At 69.4% G+C, this 20,994-nt stretch carries 22 protein-coding genes and 1 other RNA gene; 13 read left to right on the top strand and 10 right to left on the bottom strand.

Annotated features, from left to right (window positions below):
• Nucleotides 1-94 precede the first annotated feature (94 nt).
• Nucleotides 95-556, bottom strand: coding sequence for a universal stress protein (locus C5C07_RS14975; RefSeq protein WP_004976471.1), 462 nt, complete (start codon nucleotides 554-556; stop codon nucleotides 95-97).
• A 101-nt stretch (nucleotides 557-657) separates the two neighbouring features.
• Here C5C07_RS14975 and C5C07_RS14970 point away from each other — a divergent pair, with 101 nt between their 5' ends.
• Complete coding sequence (locus C5C07_RS14970; protein ID WP_004976470.1) at nucleotides 658-1,113, top strand: universal stress protein; 456 nt, start codon at nucleotides 658-660, stop codon at nucleotides 1,111-1,113.
• Between the two features lie 27 nt (nucleotides 1,114-1,140).
• Here C5C07_RS14970 and C5C07_RS14965 read toward each other — a convergent pair whose 3' ends face one another.
• Both C5C07_RS14965 and C5C07_RS14960 read right to left on the bottom strand, forming a co-directional pair.
• Entirely contained in the window at nucleotides 1,141-1,695 is a 555-nt protein-coding gene (locus C5C07_RS14965) for a GNAT family N-acetyltransferase (RefSeq protein WP_004976469.1), read from the bottom strand.
• Nucleotides 1,692-2,060, bottom strand: coding sequence for a universal stress protein (locus C5C07_RS14960; RefSeq protein WP_004976468.1), 369 nt, complete (start codon nucleotides 2,058-2,060; stop codon nucleotides 1,692-1,694). Before C5C07_RS14960 ends, C5C07_RS14965 begins: the two co-directional genes overlap by 4 nt.
• Nucleotides 2,061-2,181: 121 nt before the next feature.
• Here C5C07_RS14960 and C5C07_RS14955 point away from each other — a divergent pair, with 121 nt between their 5' ends.
• Nucleotides 2,182-2,940, top strand: coding sequence for a DUF5806 family protein (locus tag C5C07_RS14955; RefSeq protein WP_004976467.1), 759 nt, complete (start codon nucleotides 2,182-2,184; stop codon nucleotides 2,938-2,940).
• Nucleotides 2,941-2,989: 49 nt separating this feature from the next.
• On the opposite strand, the gene C5C07_RS14950 is transcribed toward C5C07_RS14955, so the two are convergent.
• A complete protein-coding gene (locus tag C5C07_RS14950) occupies nucleotides 2,990-3,511 on the bottom strand; it encodes a hypothetical protein (RefSeq protein ID WP_004976466.1) in 522 nt (173 codons plus the stop codon).
• 124 nt (nucleotides 3,512-3,635) lie between these two features.
• On the opposite strand from C5C07_RS14950, the gene C5C07_RS14945 reads away from it, so the two are divergent.
• Nucleotides 3,636-4,088, top strand: coding sequence for a hypothetical protein (locus C5C07_RS14945; protein WP_115805389.1), 453 nt, complete (start codon nucleotides 3,636-3,638; stop codon nucleotides 4,086-4,088).
• 33 nt (nucleotides 4,089-4,121) lie between these two features.
• On the opposite strand, the gene C5C07_RS14940 is transcribed toward C5C07_RS14945, so the two are convergent.
• Nucleotides 4,122-5,411, bottom strand: coding sequence for a dihydroorotase (locus C5C07_RS14940; RefSeq protein WP_115805388.1), 1,290 nt, complete (start codon nucleotides 5,409-5,411; stop codon nucleotides 4,122-4,124).
• Nucleotides 5,412-5,522: 111 nt separating this feature from the next.
• Nucleotides 5,523-6,209, bottom strand: a complete 687-nt coding sequence (locus tag C5C07_RS14935) for a lipoate--protein ligase family protein (protein WP_115805387.1) — start codon at nucleotides 6,207-6,209, stop codon at nucleotides 5,523-5,525.
• Between the two features lie 54 nt (nucleotides 6,210-6,263).
• On the opposite strand from C5C07_RS14935, the gene C5C07_RS14930 reads away from it, so the two are divergent.
• Nucleotides 6,264-7,175, top strand: a complete 912-nt coding sequence (locus tag C5C07_RS14930) for a hypothetical protein (protein WP_115805386.1) — start codon at nucleotides 6,264-6,266, stop codon at nucleotides 7,173-7,175.
• Nucleotides 7,176-7,396: 221 nt separating this feature from the next.
• Complete coding sequence (locus C5C07_RS14925; protein ID WP_004976461.1) at nucleotides 7,397-8,089, top strand: helix-turn-helix domain-containing protein; 693 nt, start codon at nucleotides 7,397-7,399, stop codon at nucleotides 8,087-8,089.
• 201 nt (nucleotides 8,090-8,290) lie between these two features.
• On the opposite strand, the gene C5C07_RS14920 is transcribed toward C5C07_RS14925, so the two are convergent.
• Nucleotides 8,291-9,418, bottom strand: a complete 1,128-nt coding sequence (locus C5C07_RS14920; RefSeq protein WP_050459222.1) for a hypothetical protein — start codon at nucleotides 9,416-9,418, stop codon at nucleotides 8,291-8,293.
• Nucleotides 9,419-9,501: 83 nt separating this feature from the next.
• A complete protein-coding gene (locus C5C07_RS14915; RefSeq protein WP_115805385.1) occupies nucleotides 9,502-12,090 on the bottom strand; it encodes a PAS domain S-box protein in 2,589 nt (862 codons plus the stop codon).
• Between the two features lie 114 nt (nucleotides 12,091-12,204).
• Here C5C07_RS14915 and C5C07_RS14910 point away from each other — a divergent pair, with 114 nt between their 5' ends.
• Entirely contained in the window at nucleotides 12,205-12,690 is a 486-nt protein-coding gene (locus C5C07_RS14910) for a PaaI family thioesterase (RefSeq protein ID WP_004976458.1), read from the top strand.
• A 48-nt stretch (nucleotides 12,691-12,738) separates the two neighbouring features.
• Here the strand turns inward: C5C07_RS14910 and C5C07_RS14905 are convergent, their stop codons facing one another.
• Nucleotides 12,739-13,311, bottom strand: coding sequence for a cysteine hydrolase family protein (locus tag C5C07_RS14905; protein WP_050459224.1), 573 nt, complete (start codon nucleotides 13,309-13,311; stop codon nucleotides 12,739-12,741).
• Nucleotides 13,312-13,410: 99 nt separating this feature from the next.
• Here C5C07_RS14905 and C5C07_RS14900 point away from each other — a divergent pair, with 99 nt between their 5' ends.
• The 4 genes from C5C07_RS14900 to C5C07_RS14885 all read left to right on the top strand — a co-directional run bounded on the left by C5C07_RS14900 (nucleotide 13,411) and on the right by C5C07_RS14885 (nucleotide 17,934).
• On the top strand, nucleotides 13,411-14,856 hold the full coding sequence (locus C5C07_RS14900; protein WP_115805384.1) for an Hvo_1808 family surface protein: 1,446 nt from the start codon (nucleotides 13,411-13,413) through the stop codon (nucleotides 14,854-14,856).
• A gap of 45 nt (nucleotides 14,857-14,901) precedes the next feature.
• Complete coding sequence (locus tag C5C07_RS14895) at nucleotides 14,902-16,332, top strand: Hvo_1808 family surface protein (RefSeq protein WP_115805383.1); 1,431 nt, start codon at nucleotides 14,902-14,904, stop codon at nucleotides 16,330-16,332.
• 36 nt (nucleotides 16,333-16,368) lie between these two features.
• Nucleotides 16,369-16,686 (top strand): hypothetical protein, encoded by a 318-nt coding sequence (locus tag C5C07_RS14890; RefSeq protein ID WP_115805382.1) that lies wholly within the window; start codon nucleotides 16,369-16,371, stop codon nucleotides 16,684-16,686.
• Between the two features lie 90 nt (nucleotides 16,687-16,776).
• Entirely contained in the window at nucleotides 16,777-17,934 is a 1,158-nt protein-coding gene (locus C5C07_RS14885) for a nicotinate phosphoribosyltransferase (RefSeq protein ID WP_004976453.1), read from the top strand.
• Between the two features lie 88 nt (nucleotides 17,935-18,022).
• Here the strand turns inward: C5C07_RS14885 and C5C07_RS14880 are convergent, their stop codons facing one another.
• Nucleotides 18,023-18,625 (bottom strand): TIGR00296 family protein, encoded by a 603-nt coding sequence (locus C5C07_RS14880; protein WP_004976452.1) that lies wholly within the window; start codon nucleotides 18,623-18,625, stop codon nucleotides 18,023-18,025.
• Nucleotides 18,626-18,774: 149 nt separating this feature from the next.
• Between C5C07_RS14880 and rnpB the strand changes: the two genes are divergently transcribed.
• The 3 genes from rnpB (at nucleotide 18,775) to C5C07_RS14865 (ending at nucleotide 20,822) form a co-directional block, all read left to right on the top strand.
• An RNA gene (gene rnpB / locus C5C07_RS14875) (RNase P RNA component) lies at nucleotides 18,775-19,206 on the top strand.
• 85 nt (nucleotides 19,207-19,291) lie between these two features.
• Entirely contained in the window at nucleotides 19,292-20,410 is a 1,119-nt protein-coding gene (locus C5C07_RS14870; protein ID WP_004976451.1) for a hypothetical protein, read from the top strand.
• A gap of 100 nt (nucleotides 20,411-20,510) precedes the next feature.
• Entirely contained in the window at nucleotides 20,511-20,822 is a 312-nt protein-coding gene (locus C5C07_RS14865; protein ID WP_004976450.1) for a hypothetical protein, read from the top strand.
• Nucleotides 20,823-20,994 lie beyond the last annotated feature (172 nt).

Raw genomic sequence — 20,994 nt, 5'->3', positions numbered from 1 at the left:
TCGGGCGCGACGGGGAAAACTCCTCCCGATTCCGTCGGCGGCGACCGCGTCGAACGGCTCGCGGCCCGCGACCGAACCGAGTCCCGCAGCCCGCTCAGGCGGCCTCGTCGCTCAGTAAGGAGTCCGTCGTCCCCTCTTCCAACTGGCGGACCGTCAGCACCGGCACCGGACAGGTCCGGACGACGCGCTCGGCGACGCTCCCGATGAGAAAGCGGTTCTCGCCGTGGCGGCCGCGGGTGCCCATGGCGACGGCGTCGGCGTCCACCTCGCGGGCGTAGTTCGAAATCTCGGCGGCGGGGCGGCCCTCTCGAACCGCGAGGGTCACGTCGCGGTCGGTCGCGGCCTCGACCTCGGCGAGCGCCTCCTCGCCGCGCTCGGTGAGCGCGTCGCGCATCTCGTCGCGGAGTCGCTCCGGCGCGGTCTCCACGTCGCCGGCGTCGACGACGTACAGCGCGTGGACCGACGCGTCGAACCGCTCTGCGAGGTCGACCGCGACGCGGACCCCCCGGCGGACGCTCGCCGAGCCGTCGGTGGCGATGACGATGGTGTCGAACATGCCTACGGGTTCACAGTGGGGCGGCATAAAACCAGTCTGGGACGACCGACCGTCGGGACCGTGGGGTGAGTTTTTTGTCGTCGCCCGACGCAGGTGGGGACATGTCACCGCGCCCGCTCTCTATCGACCTCGTTCTCGTGCCGGTCGACCAAAGCGACGAGGCGACGCGCGCGGCGGAGTACGCCGCCGCCGTCGCGGCCGAGTACGACGCCGCGGTCCACGCCGTCCACGTCCTCGGCGAGGACGTCGTCCGCGCCATAGAGCAGGGCGTCGTCGACGAGGACGCCGTCGCCGAGGACAGCAAGGCCGTCACCGACACGGTCTCGGCCCTCGCCGACGAGGCCGACGTCCCGGTCACCTCGTCGGTCGCCTACGGCTTCTCGCGGACGAGCAAGCTCCGCCACCCCGGAAGCGTCGTCCTCGACACCGCAGAAGAGCTGAACGCGGACTTCATCGTCGTGCCCCGAGAGCCGGTCTCGGGCGACCCCGGCGAAGTGCTCGCCAAGGCCGCCGAGTACGTTCTCCTGTACGCCAGCCAGCCCGTGCTCTCGGTCTGAGTCGCAGGTCGCCGTGGTCTGCCGCCTTCAGCCGCCCTCCTCGTCCGGGGGTTCGGCGAGCCGGATGGTCATCTCCAGTTCGAAGCTCTCGGCGTCGCTCGTCTCGAAGCCGACGGTCTGGTAGAGCCCGACCGCCGCGCGGTTCCAGCGCTCGACCGTGAGCCACACCTTCTCGACGCCGGACACTCGGCCGTAGCCGAGCAGCGCCTTGATGAGCCGCGTGCCGATACCGGCGCGCTGGTACGTCTGGTGGACGAAGATGGCGAGTTCGTAGGCGTCGCCGTCGGGGACGAGCGTCGCGTGACCGGCCACCTCGCCGCCGTCCCACGCGATGACGTTCAGGCAGTCCTCGTCGAGGATGTTCTCCAGCCAGTCGCGGATGCGGTCCTCGCGTCCCGGCGGGATGCCCTGCGCGCGGTCCGAGGGGTCGAACGCGTCGTACATCTCGACGAGCGCCTCCATCTCCTCGTCTGAGCCGTCGTAGGCGCGCACCTCGATGGTGCGGTCTTCCCTGTCGGTGAACGACAGCGGCGGCGCGTCGTACGGGTCGGCGACGGCGTCGGAGAACGTTCGGTCGCTCATCGTACTAGGGTGACGGTCACGTGGGAGTTCAAGAGGACGAACTCCGCGATGCTACCGATCTGTATCTTCCCCATCGGACTCGTCTCGCCGCCGCCGAGCACCAGTTGGTCGAACCCCTCGTTCTCGGCGAGGTCCACGAGGGCGCTCCCCGCGTCGCCGTCGAGCAGGCGGACGGTCGCCTCGACGCCCCGTTCGTCGAGCAGTTCCGTCACCCGCGTTTCGATGTCCTCGCGCGAGCGCTCGACCGACGGGTTGTCGACGATGGCGACCGTGAGGTCGTCGTCCACGTTGGCCGTCCGTTCGACCGTCTTTTCGAGCGCTCGGATGGAATCGTCGCTGCCACCGATTCCGAGCAGTACCTTCATGATTCCCAATCTCGCGGTCGCGATAGAAAACCCTTGCCCGGAATCGGGGGGCGACACCCCCGCCGGCGGGGGGACCGCGCGTCGCGGAACCCTTTTCGGCCGTGCCGCGGTAGCCCGCGGTATGACAGACGAGTCCGACGAGTTCGAGACCGGCGCGGGCGACGCCGAGGAGGCGACTCGCGCCGACGCGGACCCGGGTGCGGAGGCGGACGAAACGGCGGCAGACGCGGCGACGGCAACTGCGGAGACGACAGACGCGGAACCGACGGACGCGGAGGCCGCCGACGCGGCCGAGGCCGGCCCGGCCGACGCTGACGCGGCCGACCCCGAGGCCGACGCCGACGGTGCAGATTCCGACGCCGAAGACGTCGAAGACGCTGTTCCGGAGGACGTACAGAAGTACGCCCGGTTCAAGAAAGTCGACGGCGCGCAGTACGACCGCGTCAACGACTTCCTCCGCCAGCGGACCTACGTGACGGCCCGCGAGTGGGCCATCGCGCGACTCTGCGCCGACTTCCGGACCGAGACGGGCGTCGAGATGACGAAAATCGGGAACAACCTCCCCGAGCTCGTCCCCTTCATGACCGACACCTACACCCCGCAGGCGGTCAATCAGGCCCGCTCGGCGTTCCGAGACAAGGTCCGGAAGTCGGGCGCGACGTTCCTCTACGGCGCGATGTCGGGCTTCTTCACGGCCGAGGAACTCGACGAGATGATGTACGAGGTGACGGAAATCGCCAAGTTCCTGCTCGAAGTCGAGGGCGTCGACCTCTCGGTCGAAGAGGAACTCGAAGCCGAAGAGCGCATCTCCAGCGTCATGCGGGAGGTCCGCGAGGCGAGCACGGAACTGCGACAAGAAGAGCTGTCGGACGAGGAGTGAGCCCTCGCGGCCGGGGTCGGTTCAGAGCCGACTCCGCGCCGACTCGGAGTCAGGGGAAAAGCGGGTCCGGCTCCGACTGGACTAACTCGACGCGTCGGTCCGCCTCGACCGGCCGGACGTAGAGGCGCAGTTCGCCCCGTTCTCGCGCCTTCGTCGCCATCGCGTCCACTTTGTCCAGCCCGTAGTACAGCGGGACGACGACGGCCTTCGACGCCGCGGCGTCCTGGACGACCGAGACGACGAACACGGTGTCGTCCTCGCGGGCGCGGTACACGTCGTAGCGGTCGAAGGCGGCCGACTCGACCCACGTCGACAGCGACTCGAACTCGCTCCCGGGGACGAGCACGTCGAAGCCGACGCGCTCCGTCGCCTCGGGCAGGTTCGCCGGCGGCAGCACCGTCACGTCGCCCGGGTGGAGCACGAGCGTCTCCCAGCCCTCGTCTTCGTACTCGGCCGCGGTCGCCTCGGCGTCCTCCACGACCGTCTCCCAGAACGACAGCAGTCCCGTGAGTGCGTGCGGTTCGTCCGCGTTCGGGCCGCGACCTCGGGGCGGCGTCTGCTCGTCGGTCATGCGTGTCACTCCCTCGGGGTGTCGGACGGGAAAAGGATTCGCTTGCATCGGGGTCGTCCGACTCCCGGCCGACGCCCCGGCCGCGACGGAACTGCTATCTGTCTCCCCGCCGACAGTCGGCCCGATGCGATGGTCGCTCCGCGCGGTCCTCGGCTCGCTCCAACTTCCCGTCGCCGGTGTCGGGGCCGCGCTCCTCGCGTTCGTCTGGCGGACCGCCGTCACGATGCCCCCACCGCCGCCCGGAAGCGACGGCTTCGTCCACGGACTCGCGGGCTTTTTCCTCCTCGTGTTCGGACTCGTCGGCTTCGTCCTCCTCGCGGGCGGCCTGCTCATCCCGCCGGGACCGGGCTACGGCGTCGAGTTCACTCGCAACCAGCGCTGGCTGTTCGCCTACGCGCTGGTCTCGCCGGCCCTCGCCGTGGGCGGCTTCCTCGCGGCCGTCGTCGCGTCGTCGGCGCTCGGCGGACTCGGCGGTCTCGCCGGGTCGGCCGTCTCGCTCGTGGTCCTGACGGCGCCGCTCGCGGTGCTCGTCGGCGTCGGCTGGAAAGGCGCGCAGGTCGCGGCCGCGCGGTTCTGAGCGGGCCGCCCCCCGGTCGGTTCCCGTCTCCGGTCAGTCGCGAACGTTCTCGCCTGCGACTTCGCCGAACTCGTCGCCGTCCCAGACGAACTCGCCGCGGAGCATCGTCCACTCGGGGAAGACGCCGGTGTGGCCCTCGAACGGGGTCCAGTCGCACTTCGAGTGGAGGTCCGCGCCGCGAATCTCGCGGGCGGCGTCGAGGTCGTAGAGCGCGAGGTCGGCGTCAGCGCCCGCCTCGACTCGGCCTTTGCGCGGCAGGTCGAACACCTCGGCGGGGGTCGCCGCGACCACGTCGCGGACGCGCTCGGCGGTGAGGTCGCCGGCGACGACCGCGCCGAGAAGCAGGGGAACCATCGTCTCGACGCCGGGGACGCCGCTCGGGGCGTCGAGGAGTGACTGTTCTTTCTCCTCGCGCGTGTGCGGCGCGTGGTCCGTGGCGACCATGTCGATGCGGCCGTCGGCGAGGCGCTCGAACATGGCCTCGCGGCGCGCCTCGGACCGGAGCGGCGGGTTCATCCGGCCGTAGGTGCCCAACTCGGCGAGGTCGTCGCGGGACAGAAACAGGTGGTGCGGCGTCGCCTCGCAGGTCGCGCCGCCGTCGCGGGCGGCGTCGACGCCCTCGGGCGTGCTCGTGTGGGCGACGTGAATCTGCGCGCCGGTCTCGCCGCCGACGCGGACGGCGCGCTCGACGGCGGCCGCCTCGGCCTCGGCGGTGCGGTAGGCGCTCCACGCGTCGGCGTCGGCGTCGCGGCCGACCCCGCCGAGGTCGCCCTCGATGGCGGACTCGTCGAACAGGTCGGCGTCCTCGGCGTGGACCGTGACGGGCACGCCCGCCTCGCCGGCGCGCTCCGCGGCCTCGGAAAACAGGTCGGCCTCGATGCCCATGTCGCCGGTCGAGTCGGCGAGGAACACCTCGCCGAGGGCGAAAAGCGGGCGGTCGAGGAGGCTGTCGGGGTCCCAGTCGGCGGTGACGCCGCCGTTGATGCCGTAGTCGATACACGACTTCGCGGCGCGCTCGGCCTTCGCGTCGAAGCTCGCGCCGTCGGTCGTCGTCGGGTCGGTGTTCGGCTGGTCGGCGACGGTCGTCACGCCCCCCGCGGCGGCGCTCCGCGCGCCCGTCTCCCACGTCTCCTTGTGTTCGAATCCCGGTTCGCGGAAGTGGACGTGCACGTCGATAGCGCCCGGTAGAAGCAGGTTCTCCTCGGCGTCGACGGTCTCCTCGTCGGCGACGGGGTCGAGGTCGCCGACCGCCTCGACGGTCCCGTCCTCGACGCGGACATCGACCACGCGGCCGTCGGCCAGCGTCGCGTTCTCGATTCGCATACGAGGGGGTGCGACGCGCCGGGTGCTAAGTCCGGCGGTTCGGGTAGTCGCGGTTCGGGGAGCGGCCGCGGCCGGGTGCGTCGCCCCGCGGGCGGTCGTGGCTGAGGACGCTCACGCGAGGTCCGCCGCGTCTTCGACTCGCGTCTCCGCGTCGCCGACGAAGACGGCTTCGAGGGCGTCGCAGACCGCGTCGGGGCTTCCCGGGCCGCCGGCGTCGGCGACGCTGCCCACCGAACCCGGGTCGAAGGGGACCTCGATGGCCTCGTAGACGGGCGCGAGCACGTCGGCGATTTCGTCGCGGTCGGCGACGACGACCACGCCGGAGACGAGCGCGCTCTCTTTTCGGACCCGCTGGGCGATGCCGCAGAGTTTCCCGCCCGCTTGGACCGAGTGGTCGCCGGGGCAGTACGACTCCGGAGGCTCGCCCCGCCGCGCGGGCACGCCGAGAGTTCGCAGGGCGCGGACGACGGCGGTCGTTCCGGCCTCGTACCGCGCGTCGAGTCCGGCCCGGGCGTCGTCGAGCGGGAGCGCGTGTGCGAACGCGACGGTGGTTCCCGTGTAGGCCACGGCCCGGCCGCCGACGGAGCGCTCGACGGCCGGGAAGCCCCGCTCTTCGGCGGCGGCGACGGCCTCGTCGTACCGCGGGGCGCGGGTGTCGCGCCTGCCGAACGCGAGCTGTCGGTGCGGCGTCCACGCCCGGAAGGCCGGTTCGCCCGTTTCGCCCGCCTCGCGGAGCATGGCCGCGGTGACCGCCCGGTCTGCGTCTCGGTCGGGCCCGCGGCCGCGGATGACGCGCATGCCCGAAGGAAGCACCCCGACGTACCTAAGAACACCCGTCCCGTCCCGACGACCATGCTGCGACTGCCGCGGTCGATGCTCTCGCGCTTCGAGCGCTTCTCGCTCTACAACTCGCCGTACCCCGCCCACGACGGCGGCTGTGCCATCGACCTCTACGTCGCCGACGACGACCCGGTGGCCCGCTCGCCCGTCGCGGGCGTCGTCCGCGAGACGCGGACCGTCCGCGCGCCCGACAAGCCCTACGCCCACGACGACGAGTACCTCGTGCTCGTCGACGTCGACGCCGAGGCCACCGGGCTGGACTGGCTCGGCGACGCCGTCGACGACCCCCGCGACGGACTGGTGGCGCGAATCCTCCACGTCCGACCCGACGTTGCCGCGGGCGACGAGGTCGCGGTCGGCGACTCGCTGGGACGACTCGTCCGCTCCGGCTTCTTCGCCCCGTGGGTCGCGAACCACGTCCACCTCGGCTTCCGCCCCGCGGACGCGAATCAGCACCGCGCCCGGGGGTCGCTCCCGGTTTCGACCGACGTGACCGTCTCGCCGCTCGACTGGGACGGGACGGGAACCGTCGTCGAGACGGCCGAGACGTTCGTCGTCCTCGACGCCCCGACCCGCGCCGACGCGGGGGTCGGACCGGACGAGTTCGTGGGCCTCGGCAGCGACGAGGGCGTCGTCCTCGACGGCGGCCTCGCCCACTACGGGTTCGGTGGCACGCTCTCTTCCGTCGCGGACGGGCAATCCCTGTCGCTCCTCGGCGAGCGAGTCGGTCGGACCGCCGGCCGGGACGTTCCGTGGGCCGACTTCGACGTGCTCGTCGACGGAATTCGTGTGACTGGAATGTCATTATTCGCGTCCCGAACCGACTTCGGGACCAAGGTCGTCTGTCCCGGCCACGACCTCGCCGTCGGCGACGAGGTGTCGGTCGCGATTCGCCCCAGCGACGACCCGGTGCGCCTCGACTGATTCGACAGAAATGATTTAATACTAACACGAACGCGCCGCCCGATGGCGACCGACCGAACCCCTCCATTCTGGGGGGTTAGTTTTTAAATGCCTTTACTATGAAAGGCCGAGTCTCCGCAAAAAATATCCTTCGCTCACTCGTATTTTTCTCTGTTTGTGAGACTCGATATACGAACGTGCACCGTCGTTTCAGTCTTCGACGCCGCCGTCTCCGCGCCGCGATGACTGACGACCGCGACACCGGGTACGAGGTCGAACTCGGTCACCCGCTGGCCGGCGCGTCCCCCGATGCGACGCTCGAAGACCCCGAATTCGAACTCACGTTCGTCGGCGGTATCCCGGTGTCGGGCGAGCCGGTTCCCTACTTCGTCGCCCGCGGGAGAGACCGCGAGGAGCTCGACGACTTCCTCGACGACCACGTGAACATCGAGTGTTTCGAGCCGGTCTCCGACGGCCCCGAGGGACGGCTCTACCGCTGTGAGTGGGCGACTCACGAGGGCGACATCATCTCGGCGATTCGCGAGTGCGACGGCATCGTCCGGCGGATGGTCGGCACGAGGTACGGCTGGTCGCTGTCGGTGTACTTCGCGTCGAACGAGCTGACGACCCGGTTCCACGACGCGTGTCTCTCCCGCGACATCGATATCGACGTGCGCCGGGTCGAACCGGCCCGCCTCGACGAGCGCCACCCGCCCGACAGCGACCTCTCGGAAAAGCAACTCGCGGCGCTTCGGCTCGCCTTCGAACGGGGTTACTTCGAGACGCCGAAAGAGACCGGCCTCGACGACATCGCGAGCCGATTGGGCATCACCGAACAGGCGCTCTCACAGCGACTCCGGCGAGCGCTCCGACACCTCGTCGGCTCGGCGATAGACGATATCGACGACATCGACCGCGACTCGCGGTCCGAGTGAAGAGCCGACGACGCGTCAGAACGGGACCGTGGTGGGGATGTGGCAACCGGGCGCGGATTGCCACGGTGGTGTCGAAAGTGGACCGCGACGGAGGCGACCTGCGGTCTCTCCGGCGGTGCGCCCGTGTGGGGGGGTGCCACCGACGCATATCGGTACGCTGATTCTAGTAATATATCTGACCCTTGTGTGGACAATCGGTATTTAAGCGGCGTCGAAGTAATCGAGGTACTCCGAGGCGAACGCACGGACCTCGTCGTACGTCGGCGGCGACCCGTTTCGGACGAAGTGTCCCGCGACGGCGTTGCCGACGACGAGCGACTCCGCGCGGCCGAGGTCGAGGACGTGCGCGAGCGCGAGTCCGGCGTTGAAGTGGTCGCCGGAACTCGTCGTCAACACCGGGTCGTCCGTCCGGGGAACGCCGACGGTCGCGGCCCCCTCGTCGTCGATGAGGTGGGCCGCTTCGATGCCGTGGCCCGCGAAGCGACTGACGCCAAGGTGCTCGAACGCCGCCTGCGACTCGCGGCCGAAGTCGTCGCTCTCGACGCCCGCCAACCGCGCGAGATAGCGCGTCTCGTAGCGGTTCGCCGACGCGACGACGCGCACCGCGTCGTCCAGCGCGGACACCTGTTCGACGCCCGCGGCGACCACCTCGGGCTCCCGCTTTCTGAGGTCGCCGGGGTCCAAAAGCAGCGTCTCCGGCGGGTCCGACAGCGTCGGCCACAACTCCTCGCGGAGGCCGCGGGCCACGTCCGGTAGCTCGGGCATCTCCGACCAGTAACCCATCCCGACGAGCTCGGTCCCGTCGACCAGCTCGGCCAGTCGGTCGAGGCCGACCCGCGACTCGATTCCGGCCCAGTCGAGCGTCATCAGCGCGCCGATTTCGGTGAGCATCAGCTTCCCGTCGTCGAACTCGACGGCGTCGGTGTAGCCGGGCGACCCGAGCGTCTCCAGCGGGAGGTGGCCGAACTCCTCGACGAACGGCTCTTCGACCGGCTCGCCGAGACAGCCGACGACCCCGGGCTCGAACCCCAGTCGGTCGAACGCGCGGGCGAGGTGACTCACGTGTCCGCCGGTTCGGACGTTCGACTGAATCCACTCGAACGAGAGCGAACTCTCGGCTTCGACCGAGTCGTTCACGCGGTCGGCGAACGCTTCGAGCGTCGGCACCCGCTCGTAGGCGTCGGCCGACTGCCGCTCGGAGACGAACTCCCGAACGCGGTCGATGTAGCCGTCGAACCCGAACAGCACCCGCCCGCCGTCGACGGTCTCCGGGAGCGCGTCCCGACACGACTCTACCGCACGGACCGTCGTCTCGTCTGGGGTTTCCATGGCGCTTCGTTCGGACGACCGCCAATTAGTGTTGCCGCCGCCGGCGACACTCTCGCGGCGTCAGCGGTCGCTTTCAGAGGCCGTCAACGGTCGCTCTCCGTCGTGATTTCGAACCGCGCGCCGCCGGCGTCGCTCTCGACGAACCAGACGCTCCAGCCGTGGGCGTTCACGACGCTCATGACGACGCTGAGTCCGAAGCCGGTCCCCTCCGAACTCGTGGTGTAGCCCGCCTCGAAGATGCGGGGGCGGTCGTCCGGCGGAATCCCCGGGCCGTCGTCTTCGACGTAGAACCCGTCGCGGTCGGCGAGGGGGCCGACGCCGACGGTCACGTCGTCGCCGCCGTGTCGAATCGCGTTCGAAAAGAGGTTTTCGAGGAGCTGTCTGAGCCGCCCGCGGTGGGCGTCGACCGCGACGTCGCCCTCCACGGTGAGCGTCGCTTCCGGCGCGTCGCTCGCGGCGGTCGTCCACGCTTCCTCGGCGACGGCCCCGAGCGACAGCCGCTCGGCCTCCTCGACCGTCTGGCCGTTTCGCGCGAGCGCCAGCACGTCCTCGACGATGCCCGCCATCCGCTCGTGGGCGTCGGAGACGCGGTCCAACTCGTCGCCGTCGTACCGCTCGCGGGCGAGTTCGAGGTAGCCCATCGCCGCGTTCAGCGGGTTCTTGAGGTCGTGGGAGACGACCGACGCGAACGATTCGAGCTGCTCGTTCTGGCTGGCGAGTTCGCGCTCGCGCCGACGCAGCAGCTGTTCGCGCTCGACCCGGTCCAAGACCGCGCGGGTGTTGGCGGCCAGCACCTTCGCCAGCGCGATGCGCTGGTCGGCCAGCGACCCCTCGTCGAGGGAGGCGACGAAGAACACGCCGTGGTCCGGAATCGGGACGATGAGTTCCTCTGTGACCCCGGCGTCGACGATGAACCGCTTCGGGTTCGACTCCACGTCCCGGTAGAGGTTGTGCTCGCCGCGCTCGAACACCTCCCACGTCAGGCCGGTCCCCCGCGGAATCGGCGGCACGTCGCCGAACACCTCCCACGCCTCGTCGGTGAACGCCGCGGGGACGAGCGCGTCCAGCGACTCGTCGTACAGGAGGACGCCGCTAATCCCGTAGTCGAGGACCTCGGTGGCGGCCTCACGGACGATTTCGGCGACCTCTTCGCGGCTCGTCGCGCCCGTCAGCCGCCGGGTCGAGGCGTGGAGCGCGTTGAGCCGCTGTTCGTACCGCTTTCGCGCCGTGACGTCCGTCGAGATACCCACCGCGCCTTCGACGGCGCCGTCGTCGCCGAGGATGGGCGAGACGGTGAACTCGACCACGTAGTTCATCGACGGAAGCGACAGCTCGATTTCGAACCGCTCGCGGTCGCTCTCGCCGTCGAGGATGGCGTCGAGGGCCGCCCGGGCGCGCTCGTACTGGTCGGCGGCCAGATACCCGGCGTCGCGGAGCGCAGAGATGTGCCGGCCGACGAACGCCGACATGGGGATGGTCGTCCGCGACAGCGCCGCCTCGTTGATGAACTGGACGACGCCTTCGTCGTCGACCACGTACGCGCCCTGCCCGATGCTCTCGACGATGGTCTCGTACCGTTTGAGCCGCTGTTCGTAGCTCCGCTGTTCGGTCACGTTCCGCGAGGTGACGACGAACCCACCGACCGAGGTGTCCGCCTGGTTGCTTCCGATGGATTCGAGCCACGTCCACGACCCCTCGGCGTTGCGGTGGCGGTACCGGACGGGGTCGGTCCCGTCGGCCCCCGTCCGGAGGGCGCGTTCGAAGACGGCCTCCACGCGCTCCCAGTCGTCGGGGTGAATCAGGTCGGAGACGCGTCTGCCGACCAGTTCGCCGGGCTCGAACCCGAGCACGTCGGTAACCGAGGGGCTCTGGTACTTGATTCGCCCGTCGGTCCCGACGAGGGTCACGAGGTCGCGCGCCAGCTCCACGAGGCCGCGGAACTGCGCCTCCGTGGCGCGCTGTTCGGTCACGTCGCGCATCGAGACGAGCACGCCGTACGAGCCGTGATACTCGATGTCCTTGACGTTCGCCGCGCACTCGCGGACGTCGCCGTCGGCGTCGACGAGGCGGACCTCGTAGCTCACGGGCGCGTCGCCGCCCCGCCGCCGCGTCTCGGAGATGCGTCTGACTTTCTCCCGGTCGTCGGGGTGGATGACGTCCAAGAGCGCGGTCTCGGCGAGTTCGTCGTCGCTCCGGCCGGTGAGTTCGGTCAGCCGACGGTTCCAAAACCGGAAGTCGCCGTCCTGCGCGATGAAGATGGCGTCGTGGCTCTGCTCGACGACCGTCCGGTACAGCGAGTCCGAGTCCCGCTCGCTCGACGCCCACCGGGAGAACTCGATGGCGCGCTCGATTCGCGCGGCGACCGCGGCAACCGCCTTCTCCGTCTTCGGGTAGTCGATGACGATGGCTCCGTTCCCGTGGGCGGACTTGGCGGAGCCTTGGGGTCCGTCACGGGCGAGAAAAAAGACCGGTATCACGCCGATTCGATTCCGGACGCGCGAGACGAGTTCGGTGTCGACGTCGCCGCAGAAGACGACGCCGTCGACGGCGTCGAGGCCCTCGACCACCGCGTCGAGGTCCGCGCACGTCTCGGTCGTGAAACCGCGTCGCTCGACGGCCTCGACGAGACCGTCGGGGCACTCGTCGACGAAGACGACGCGGGAATCGCTCATACGCCTATCAGTCCGGGAAACTGTATATATCTCACGTGATACCGACCTGACGAGTGTCCGACGAGACCGTCCCCGACCGTCGGTTACATGCCATTTGACACACTCGTTCGTGACATGACCGACGACTTTCCCGCCGAGGCCGCGGCAATCGTCCAGCGGCACATCGAGGACGAACACGGCTACCTGTCGTGGCTCAACACCCGCGTCGACGCCATCGAGCGCGGCCGCATCGTGATGACCATCCCGTACGACGAGAAGCTCACCAACACCGTGTCGCCGCCGACTATCCACGGCGGCATCGCGGCGACGCTCATCGACACCGCGGGCGGCATCGCCCTGCGGACGATGCTCGACGACCCGCTCGCCGGCGGCGTCGCCACCATCAACCTCAACGTGAACTACCTGCGGCGGGCGTCGGGCGACCTGACCGCGGTCGCCGAGGTCGTCCGCGCCGGCGGGTCGGTCGGCGTGAGCACCATCACCGTCGTCAGCACCGACCCCGAGGAGGACTCGGACGTGGCCGCCCGGCAGTCGCCGTCGAGCGACTGGAACGACGCCGTCGCCACCGGACAGGGCGCGTACCGGCTCTTTCGGGAGTGAGGAGCGGCTCCGGTCGCGGCTGCAGTCGTGCCCGGCGGGGCCGTCGGCCTACTCGAACGCCACGTCCGCGAGCGTCGCCGTCTCGCCGAACAGCCAGTCGGCGTGGTCGACGGCGTACTCCTTGTGTTCCCTCTCGATGTAGCCGAGCGCGTCGGTGACGAGAATCGGCCGGTAGTCCCGCAGGCCGGCGCTCCCGGCGGTGTGGAGGACGCAGACGTTCGCCAGCGTGCCGCAGATGAGCAGGTCGTCCACGCCGTGGCTGTCGAGCCACCCCTCCAGTTGCGTCCGGTAGAACGCGTCGTAGGTGTGCTTCTCGACGACGAGGTCCTCGTCGCGGACGTCGAGGTCGCCGTGGAGGTCGGCGTCCCACGTCCCCTCGACGACGTGTTCGCCCCAGCGCTCGAACTCGTCGTAGTAGTGATTGCCGTCGAACTGCTCCGGCGGGTGCACGTCGCGGGTGTAGACGACGCGCGCGCCGGCGTCGCGGGCGGCGTCGACGAGGTCCGTGACGGGTTCGATTGCTGATTCGCTCCCCGGCGCGAACAGGCTCCCGTCGGGGTGACAAAAGCCGTTCTGCATGTCGACGACGACCACCGCGGTTCGGTTCGGGTCGAGTGCCATACGCGTCGGTTGCGCCGGGACGACCAAAACAGTACGCGCCGGCCCGTTTCGACGCCCGAACCCGACAAGGTACTTCACTCCGGAGTCCAAGGGTACGATATGCGAACGACCGGTCTCCGCGCCGTTTTCGCCGCCCTACTCTTGGTTCTCGCCGGCTGTGCCGCCCCCACGGCCGCGCCCGGCGGCGACGCGCCGCCCGCGACGCCCGACCCGGACAGAGACGGATTCGACGACCCCGACCGGGACGTGCTCGGCTGGGAGGACGGCTACTGGTACGACGAGGCCATCGACGTCGACCAGTCCGACGGCCTCAACGAGTCCGAGATGGAGGCGTACGTCGCCCGCGGGATGGCCCGCGTCGAGCACATCCGACAGTTGGAGTTCGACGAACGCGTCCCCGTGGACGTCATCTCCCGCGCCGACTACCGCAGCGGCAACGCCGGCGGCTCCGGCTCGGCCGACTCCGAGTTCAACCGCTGGAACGACCAGGTGTGGGAGGCGCTGTTTATCACTGGCGAGTCGACCGGGAGCGCGAGCGCCATCTCCGAGACGACCGGGAGCTCGGTCCTCGGCTTCTACTCGCCGTCCGACGACGAAATCAAAATCGTCACCGACTCGACCGACGAGCCCACCATCGACAACGCCACGCTCGTCCACGAACTGGTCCACGCCCTGCAGGACCAGCACTTCGACCTGACCGACGCCCGCTTCCGCGGCGAGACGCAGGACGGCGACCTCGCCATCGACGGCATCGTCGAGGGCGACGCCAAGTACGTCGAACGGCAGTACGTCGAGCAGTGCGACGCCGGCGCGTGGGACTGCGTCGTCACGCCCGCCGCGGGCGGCTCCGGCGGCGGGTCGGGCGGCGGCGGTCCGAACCTCGGCATCCTGCTCACCATCTACCAGCCGTACTCCGACGGTCCGGTCTACGTCCACGACCTGTACGAACGGGGCGGCTGGGAGGCCGTCAACGACGCCCTGCGCAACCCGCCGGCGTCCACCGAACAGACCATCCACGTGACCGACGAGTCGCCCCGTCCCATCTCCTTCGCCGACGAGGGGACGAACGGCTGGACCACCTTCCCCGAACAGGGCGTCGAGGGCTCCGACACGGTCGGCGAGGCGTCGATGTTCTCGATGTTCTGGTATCAGGCCCGCACGTCCGGCGCGCAGACCGTCCGCGTCCAGTCCATCCTCGACACGAACTCGCGGTACGACACGTACAACTACGACGCCGCGCCGTCGAACGGGTGGGCGAACGACCGCCTGTTCCCCTACCGCAACGAGGCCGGCGCTGAGACCGAGTACGGCTACGTCTGGGTGACCGAGTGGGACACCGACGGCGACGCACAGGAGTTCCACGACGCCTACCTGAACATCCTCAGCGCCAACGACGCCACCCAGCGGGACGACGGCATCTACGTCATCGAGGACGGCTCGTTCAACGACGCCTTCCGGGTCGTCCGGACCGGCGACCGCGTCGTCATCGTCAACGGGCCGGCACCCGCCGACGTGGACGAGATTCGGCCGGGACTCGCGTCGTAACCCCCGCGCCGAGACGCTTTTTCGTCTCCCGCCCCTGCATCCGCTATGAATCGCCGCCGCCTCGCCGCCGTTCTCTCCGCCCTTCTCCTCGTCGTCGCGGGCTGTGCCGCCCCCATCGCCGACCCGAATGCCGCGGGAGACGCGTCCAACGACGCGGACGGGACCGCGGACCCGGCCGAGGACTGGGCGTGGCCCGACGACCCGCCGACCGACCGGCTGGGTTGGGAGGCCGGCTACTGGTACAACGAGTCCATCGCGGTCAACCAGTCCGACGGCCTGAACGCGACGGAGCGCGAGGCGTTCGTCGCCCGGACGATGGCCCGCGTCGAGGTCGTGCGCGAACTGGAGTTCGAGGAGTCCGTGCCGGTCGAGGTCATCTCGCGCGCCGAGTACCGAAACCAGTCCGAGGAGCCCGCAGACCCGGTCCACAGCGACTGGAACGACCAGGTGTGGGAGGCGCTCCTGCTGGTCGGCGAGGACCGGACCATCGACGAGGTGTTCGACGAGCTGTACGGCGGCGCGGTGCTCGGCTACTACTCGCCCTCGGAGGACCGCATCGTCCTCGTGAGCGACGACGACCGACCGACCATCGACCGGCGGACGCTCGCTCACGAACTCCACCACGCCCTGCAGGACCAGCACTTCGGGCTGGACGGCTCGCCGCCGACGCAGGACGCCCAACTCGCCGAGAACGGACTGGTCGAAGGCGACGCCCGCTACGTCGACCGACTGTACGAGGAGCGCTGTGAGACCGACTGGGAGTGCGTCCCCCGGCCGCCGGCCAGCGGCTCGGGAAGCGGGTCGTACGACTACCCGGTCTTCTTGACCATCTACGCGCCCTACAGCGAGGGTCCGACGTTCGTCGCCGACCTGCGCGAGCGCGGCGGCTGGGCGGCCGTCGACGACGCCTACGCCGACCGCCCCGCCTCGACCGAGCAGGTGCTCCACCCGAAGCGATACCCCGACGAGCGCCCCGTCGAGGTGACGGTCGAAGACCGCTCGTCGGCCGCGTGGACGCGCTACGACACCGACCCCGTCGCCGACACGGTCGGCGAGGCGTCCATCTTCGCGACGTTCTGGAAGCACCGCGCCATCGACCGGGGGCGACTCCAACAGGACACCGGCGCGTACTCGCCGTACAACTACACGGCCGGTCCCTCCGAGGGCTGGGCCGGCGACGCGGTGGTTCCCTACCGCCCGGCGTCGGACGAGACCTACGAGGCGAACCCGCACGAGCGCGGCTACGTCTGGAAGACGGTCTGGGATTCCGAGGCGGACGCCGAGCAGTTCGAGCGGGCCTACGTGACCTACACGCTGAAGCTCCGCCTCGGCGGGTCGTACGCGGGCGAGAACACCTACCTCGTCGACGACGGCCCCTTCGCGGACGCCTACCGGGTGACGAGAGACGGCGACACCGTCACCGTCGTCAACGCGCCGACGGTGGAGCGGTTAGACGAGGTTCACCGTCAGAGGTAGGAGAAAGCACTTGTGTCATAACTGACATTAGGTTGTATGCCCCGTCGGCTCGGTCTGTTCGCTATCGTCTCCCTCTCGCTCGTCCTGTTCGTCGTCGTCTTCCTCTTCGCCACCGGAACGCTCGTTCCGTGGTCGAACAGTTGCGGTCAGTCTCTGGGAGTCGACCCAGCCGACGACGTTCCTGCGGACGCTGACGTCGTTCCGTACGACTCGCTTTCGCCAGAGGAGCAAGCGCTGTTCGACGACGCGCTTTCCGAGTCTCCCGCGGGCTTTCACGACCGTCGGTGGAGTGTCGGCAATGGATACGTGAAAAAAGACGACACCACCTACCGCACGAGCATCCTCGTTTGCTGATCGGCCCGTCCATCGCGGTGAAGAAAATTCCTCTTCGACGCACGTGACCGATTATACACCTTTTTCATCGGCCGGGTGGAATCCGCGCCAATGAGTGACTTCGATATCGTCGGTCCCGAGGCCATCCGCGAGGGCGTCGCGACCGACGCCTACTTCGAGCGGACCGAGGCGACCCTCCGACACGCGGGCAAGAACCCCCGCGTCGTCGCCGAGGTGACGGCCGACCAGTTCCCCGACGGCGACTTCGAGCTGTTCGCCGGCGTGAAAGACGCCGCCGAACTGCTCTCCGACCGCGATATCGACGTCGACGCCATGCCCGAGGGCCTGCTGTTCGACGGCGGTCCAGTGATGCGAATCGAGGGCGACTACCTCGAGTTCGCTCGGCTCGAAACCTCGCTGCTCGGCTTCCTCTCGCACGCCTCGGGCTGTGCGACGGCCGCCCTCGAAGCCCGCACGGCGGCCCCCGACTCGACGGTTCTCTCGTTCGGCGCGCGCCACGTCCACCCCTCCATCGCCGCGATGGTCGAGCGGAGCGCCCTCGTCGCCGGCCTCGACGGCTTCTCGCACGTCGCCGCCGGCGAGATTCTCGGGAAGGAGGCGTCGGGGACGATGCCCCACGCGCTCCTCATCGCCTTCGGTCGCGGCAACCAGGCGGAGGCGTTCCGCGCCTTCGACGAGGCCGTCGACGAGGACGTGCCGCGGGTCGCTCTCTGCGACACCTACGGCGACGAGACCGAGGAGGTGCTGCAGGCGGTCGAGACGCTCGGCGACGACCTCGACAGCGTCCGCCTCGACACCACGTCCTCGCGGCGGGGGGACTTCCGACACATCGTCCGGGAGGTCCGCTGGGAACTCGACGCCCGCGGCCACGAGGACGTGGGCATCTTCGTGAGCGGCGGCCTCGGCCCGGCGGAACTCCGGCACCTCCGCGACGTGGTCGAGGGGTTCGGCGTCGGCGGCTACATCTCGAACGCCAACCCGGTGGACTTCGCGCTCGACATCGTCGAAGTCGACGGCGAACCCGCGGCCAAGCGGGGCAAGCTCTCCGGCGTGAAGGAGGTCTACCGCACGGCCGACGGCGGCCACCACGTCGGCCTCCGCGGACGCCCCGGCCCGACCGACGGCGAGGCGCTCCTCGAACCGCTCATCCGCGACGGCGAGGTCGTCTCGGAGTTCGAGTTCGACATCGACGCGGCCGCGACGCGGGCCAGAGAGGACGCCGAGTTGGTCGGCTTCGGCGACGAGTAAGACGCGTTCTCGTTTTGCGGCGACGCTCGAAGCCGTCGCTCGCCAGTTCGGTTCTCCCCCCAAGGAGTCGAGTCGTCGCCGCGACGACTTACAGCGCTTCGACGCTCCCGCCGTCGTCGCGCTCGCGGAAGACCTGCCCTTCGAACAGGGTGATCATGGTGTCGTCGTCCTGCCACGCCAGCGGCGACAGGCCGGCCTTGCGACAGGCGTTCGTGAGGAACTCCTCTTTCGACCAGCCGAGCTCGATGGGCAGGGTCGGGTACATCCAGCCGTGGGTGCCGCCGGCGTCGATGGCGACCCCGTGCGTGCCGAGTTCGATGTCGGCGACTGGGTCGTTAGTCAGCGTGTAATTGTTGACGATACAAACAGAGATGTTCAGATTCGGGAGTTCGGGTGCTTCGATTTCGGTTTGGCACGAGTCGCCCGACGCGGCCTTGATGGCCGCGTCGACGATGGCGTGACCGAGCTGGTCTTTCCCCCGATACGCGCCCGCACAGCCCCGCAGTCGACCGCGCCCACGTGTCGACTTGATGCGGACGAACGCCCCGGTTCGGGCGTAAAACGCGTCGCGCATGCTGCCCGGTTGCTCTCTCTGTCCGTGAAGAACGTACGATTCGACCGATTCCCGCGCTAGTTCGACCGCCCGCGCCCCATCCTCGTAGGTGAGGTGTACGGTCTGCGCCTCGGACATATTATCATTCAAGTCCTGTGGTGACTTCAACGCTTCCCTCGAATGTTATCGGGTTGTTATGTAGAATCGGTGCCACATAACGGGCGACTAAACCCGCGTATGACCCGTTAATCGAACCGCTTATCCGACCGACCGGACTAGGGTAGGTCGGCAGAGAGAGCCCAGTTCCCGTGCCCGAGACGGGCATGAGGAAAGTCCCCCCACCGTCCGAACGGGTGACCGGGCGCAAGCCCGGAGTCGGAGACGGCTGGCGCTGGAACAGAAACGAGACCGCTCGACTTGACCGATGATGCGCGCGCGACGGCTCCGCCGTCGCCGGCGCGGACGGGAGACCCGTCCGCGTGCGAACCGACCCGTAAGGGAAGGGAGTTAACCCGCAGAGGGAGTGAGATGGCGTCGCCATCTCTGACGGTCGAGAACGGATGGAACGGCGAATCCTCACCGGTGCAAGTCCGCGCCGCGAAGGTAGTTCGGACGGCGCGTCGGGTTCGCCCGTCGCGCCCTCGGGGCTCGCCCCGAGAAGGACGCGGACGCTGAGCCGAATGCTGGGACGAACAGAAGGGGGCTTACTCCTCTCAGCCGCTTTCGAACGCCCGAGCGGCCGCGCCGTCGGTCGGGTCGCGGCGTCGGGAAACGCTCTTGACCGTTCGCCACCGCAGTCTCGGTATGCGCGGTTCGACCCTCCTCGTCGCGGCGCTCGTCGTCCTCGCCGGCTGTGCCGCGCCGGTGTCGCCGGGAGACGACGCGACGACTTCGACGACCGCTCCGACCGCGGCGACCACCGAAACGCCGTCGACCGCAGTCTCGACTACGGCTCCGTCAGCGACCGCGACTGCAACGCCCACCGCGTCGCCGACGCCCGAGCCGACAGCCGAGCCGACAGAGACGTTCACGCCCGCCTCCGGCTACGGTCCGTGGGGCTCCGAGCCGGTCGTCGTCGCCGTCGAGGCCGCCGCCAACGACCGCGACTACGCCGCGCTCGTGAGCGAGGCGACGACGTTCTGGGAGGCGAACGACGCGCGGTACCTCGGCTACGAGGTCGACTACGAGGTCGACGCCGACGCCCGCGACCCGGACATGGTGGTCCGCTTTTCCGACACCATCCCCGAGTGTAGCGGACAGGCCGACGCGGTCGGCTGCGCGCCGCACATCACCGACGCCCGGCAGATTGACCGCCCCGAGACCGTCTACATCCGAACCGGGTTCAGCGACGACTCGACGGTCGAAATCATCGAACACGAACTGGGCCACACGCTCGGTCTCGCCCACGGCGACGAGCCCGCGGCCCTGATGAACGCCACGGGCATCCTCTACACGCTCCCGCGGACGAACGCGACCGAGAAGGCGTTCCCGTGGGACGACCCGAACTTCACGGTCTACGTCGACGACGCGAACGCCTCGGACCCCGACGCGGCCCGCGAGCAGGTCCGTCACGCCCTCGATTACTTCGCCGACGGCGCGCCGGGGATGCCCGACAACCTCACCTACACCTACGTGGACGACCCGGCGGACGCCGAGGTTCGCATCTCCTTTGCTGACTCCTCGCCGTGCGCCCCGGGCGCGGTCTCCTGTGCCGCCGTCAGCGGCTACGACCCGGACGGCGACGGCGCGTTAGAGACGTACGGTAGCTATCGGGTCATCCTCGTCGACCTCGACACCGAAGCCGTCGGCTGGCACGTCGGCTACTGGACCGCACACTACCTCGGCGCGGAGGCCGACGACGAAAAGCCAGAGCCGTTCCGGAACGCGACGTACAACGAGCGCCGGAGCGAGTGGTGGACGTAGCGCCGTCGCCCGCGCCGGCGCGCTTCGCGCCGAAAACGACGGTTCTCGCCCGGTCGAATCGGCCGAGTCCTTCTTTGGGACGGCCCCCGTAGGAGCAGTCGTGATTCCCACCGATAGGCACGGTGACGCCCACGCCGCCTTCGACGAGGAGTCGTTCCGCGACGCGCTCGCCGAGTTCGGCGGCACCGATGCGGAGCGTCGGGTCGTCGCGCGTCAAGCCCGCGACCTCGCCGACTCGGGGCAGGCCGAAGCCGACCGCGGCGCGGCGCTCACGGGCGACGAAATCGTGCGGAACATGCGCGACGCGCCGGAGGGCGGCCCCGCGACGCGCTGGAACTGGTGGCTCGGGGCGCTCGAAGCCGCCTACGGCGGCTACCGCGAGTTCCAAGTCCGCCGCATCCCGAAAGCCTGACCCGAGTTTTAGCCGCGCCGTGGCCGCGTTTGCCACCGTCTCTCCCCGTGTCGAGCGACGTGTCGCGCCCTCCATCGTCCGCCGTCTCTCCGCCGTATCTGTCGCCTTTGAGCGGTCGGGATACGTCGAACGCCCCCGTATTTCCGACCGTTCAAAACCAAAGCAGATTACA

Source organism: Haloferax sp. Atlit-4N (assembly GCF_003383025.1).
Classification (GTDB): domain Archaea; phylum Halobacteriota; class Halobacteria; order Halobacteriales; family Haloferacaceae; genus Haloferax; species Haloferax gibbonsii.
The sequence above is the reverse complement of the archived record's forward strand: the minus strand, read 5'-3'. Positions and strand labels throughout refer to the sequence as shown.

What these genes read in the sequence shown, in the direction of transcription:
- C5C07_RS14900 (WP_115805384.1), top strand. Translation starts at nt 13,411, where the DNA reads ATGCGAACGACCGGTCTCCGCGCCGTTTTCGCCGCCCTACTCTTGGTT.
- C5C07_RS14965 (WP_004976469.1), bottom strand. Translation starts at nt 1,695, where the DNA reads ATGAGCGACCGAACGTTCTCCGACGCCGTCGCCGACCCGTACGACGCG.
- C5C07_RS14930 (WP_115805386.1), top strand. Translation starts at nt 6,264, where the DNA reads ATGCTGCGACTGCCGCGGTCGATGCTCTCGCGCTTCGAGCGCTTCTCG.
- C5C07_RS14915 (WP_115805385.1), bottom strand. Translation starts at nt 12,090, where the DNA reads ATGAGCGATTCCCGCGTCGTCTTCGTCGACGAGTGCCCCGACGGTCTC.
- C5C07_RS14880 (WP_004976452.1), bottom strand. Translation starts at nt 18,625, where the DNA reads ATGTCCGAGGCGCAGACCGTACACCTCACCTACGAGGATGGGGCGCGG.
- C5C07_RS14925 (WP_004976461.1), top strand. Translation starts at nt 7,397, where the DNA reads ATGACTGACGACCGCGACACCGGGTACGAGGTCGAACTCGGTCACCCG.
- C5C07_RS14955 (WP_004976467.1), top strand. Translation starts at nt 2,182, where the DNA reads ATGACAGACGAGTCCGACGAGTTCGAGACCGGCGCGGGCGACGCCGAG.
- C5C07_RS14940 (WP_115805388.1), bottom strand. Translation starts at nt 5,411, where the DNA reads ATGCGAATCGAGAACGCGACGCTGGCCGACGGCCGCGTGGTCGATGTC.
- C5C07_RS14870 (WP_004976451.1), top strand. Translation starts at nt 19,292, where the DNA reads ATGCGCGGTTCGACCCTCCTCGTCGCGGCGCTCGTCGTCCTCGCCGGC.
- C5C07_RS14960 (WP_004976468.1), bottom strand. Translation starts at nt 2,060, where the DNA reads ATGAAGGTACTGCTCGGAATCGGTGGCAGCGACGATTCCATCCGAGCG.
- C5C07_RS14950 (WP_004976466.1), bottom strand. Translation starts at nt 3,511, where the DNA reads ATGACCGACGAGCAGACGCCGCCCCGAGGTCGCGGCCCGAACGCGGAC.
- C5C07_RS14905 (WP_050459224.1), bottom strand. Translation starts at nt 13,311, where the DNA reads ATGGCACTCGACCCGAACCGAACCGCGGTGGTCGTCGTCGACATGCAG.
- C5C07_RS14895 (WP_115805383.1), top strand. Translation starts at nt 14,902, where the DNA reads ATGAATCGCCGCCGCCTCGCCGCCGTTCTCTCCGCCCTTCTCCTCGTC.
- C5C07_RS14935 (WP_115805387.1), bottom strand. Translation starts at nt 6,209, where the DNA reads ATGCGCGTCATCCGCGGCCGCGGGCCCGACCGAGACGCAGACCGGGCG.
- C5C07_RS14970 (WP_004976470.1), top strand. Translation starts at nt 658, where the DNA reads ATGTCACCGCGCCCGCTCTCTATCGACCTCGTTCTCGTGCCGGTCGAC.
- C5C07_RS14945 (WP_115805389.1), top strand. Translation starts at nt 3,636, where the DNA reads ATGCGATGGTCGCTCCGCGCGGTCCTCGGCTCGCTCCAACTTCCCGTC.
- C5C07_RS14920 (WP_050459222.1), bottom strand. Translation starts at nt 9,418, where the DNA reads ATGGAAACCCCAGACGAGACGACGGTCCGTGCGGTAGAGTCGTGTCGG.
- C5C07_RS14910 (WP_004976458.1), top strand. Translation starts at nt 12,205, where the DNA reads ATGACCGACGACTTTCCCGCCGAGGCCGCGGCAATCGTCCAGCGGCAC.
- C5C07_RS14890 (WP_115805382.1), top strand. Translation starts at nt 16,369, where the DNA reads ATGCCCCGTCGGCTCGGTCTGTTCGCTATCGTCTCCCTCTCGCTCGTC.
- C5C07_RS14975 (WP_004976471.1), bottom strand. Translation starts at nt 556, where the DNA reads ATGTTCGACACCATCGTCATCGCCACCGACGGCTCGGCGAGCGTCCGC.
- C5C07_RS14885 (WP_004976453.1), top strand. Translation starts at nt 16,777, where the DNA reads ATGAGTGACTTCGATATCGTCGGTCCCGAGGCCATCCGCGAGGGCGTC.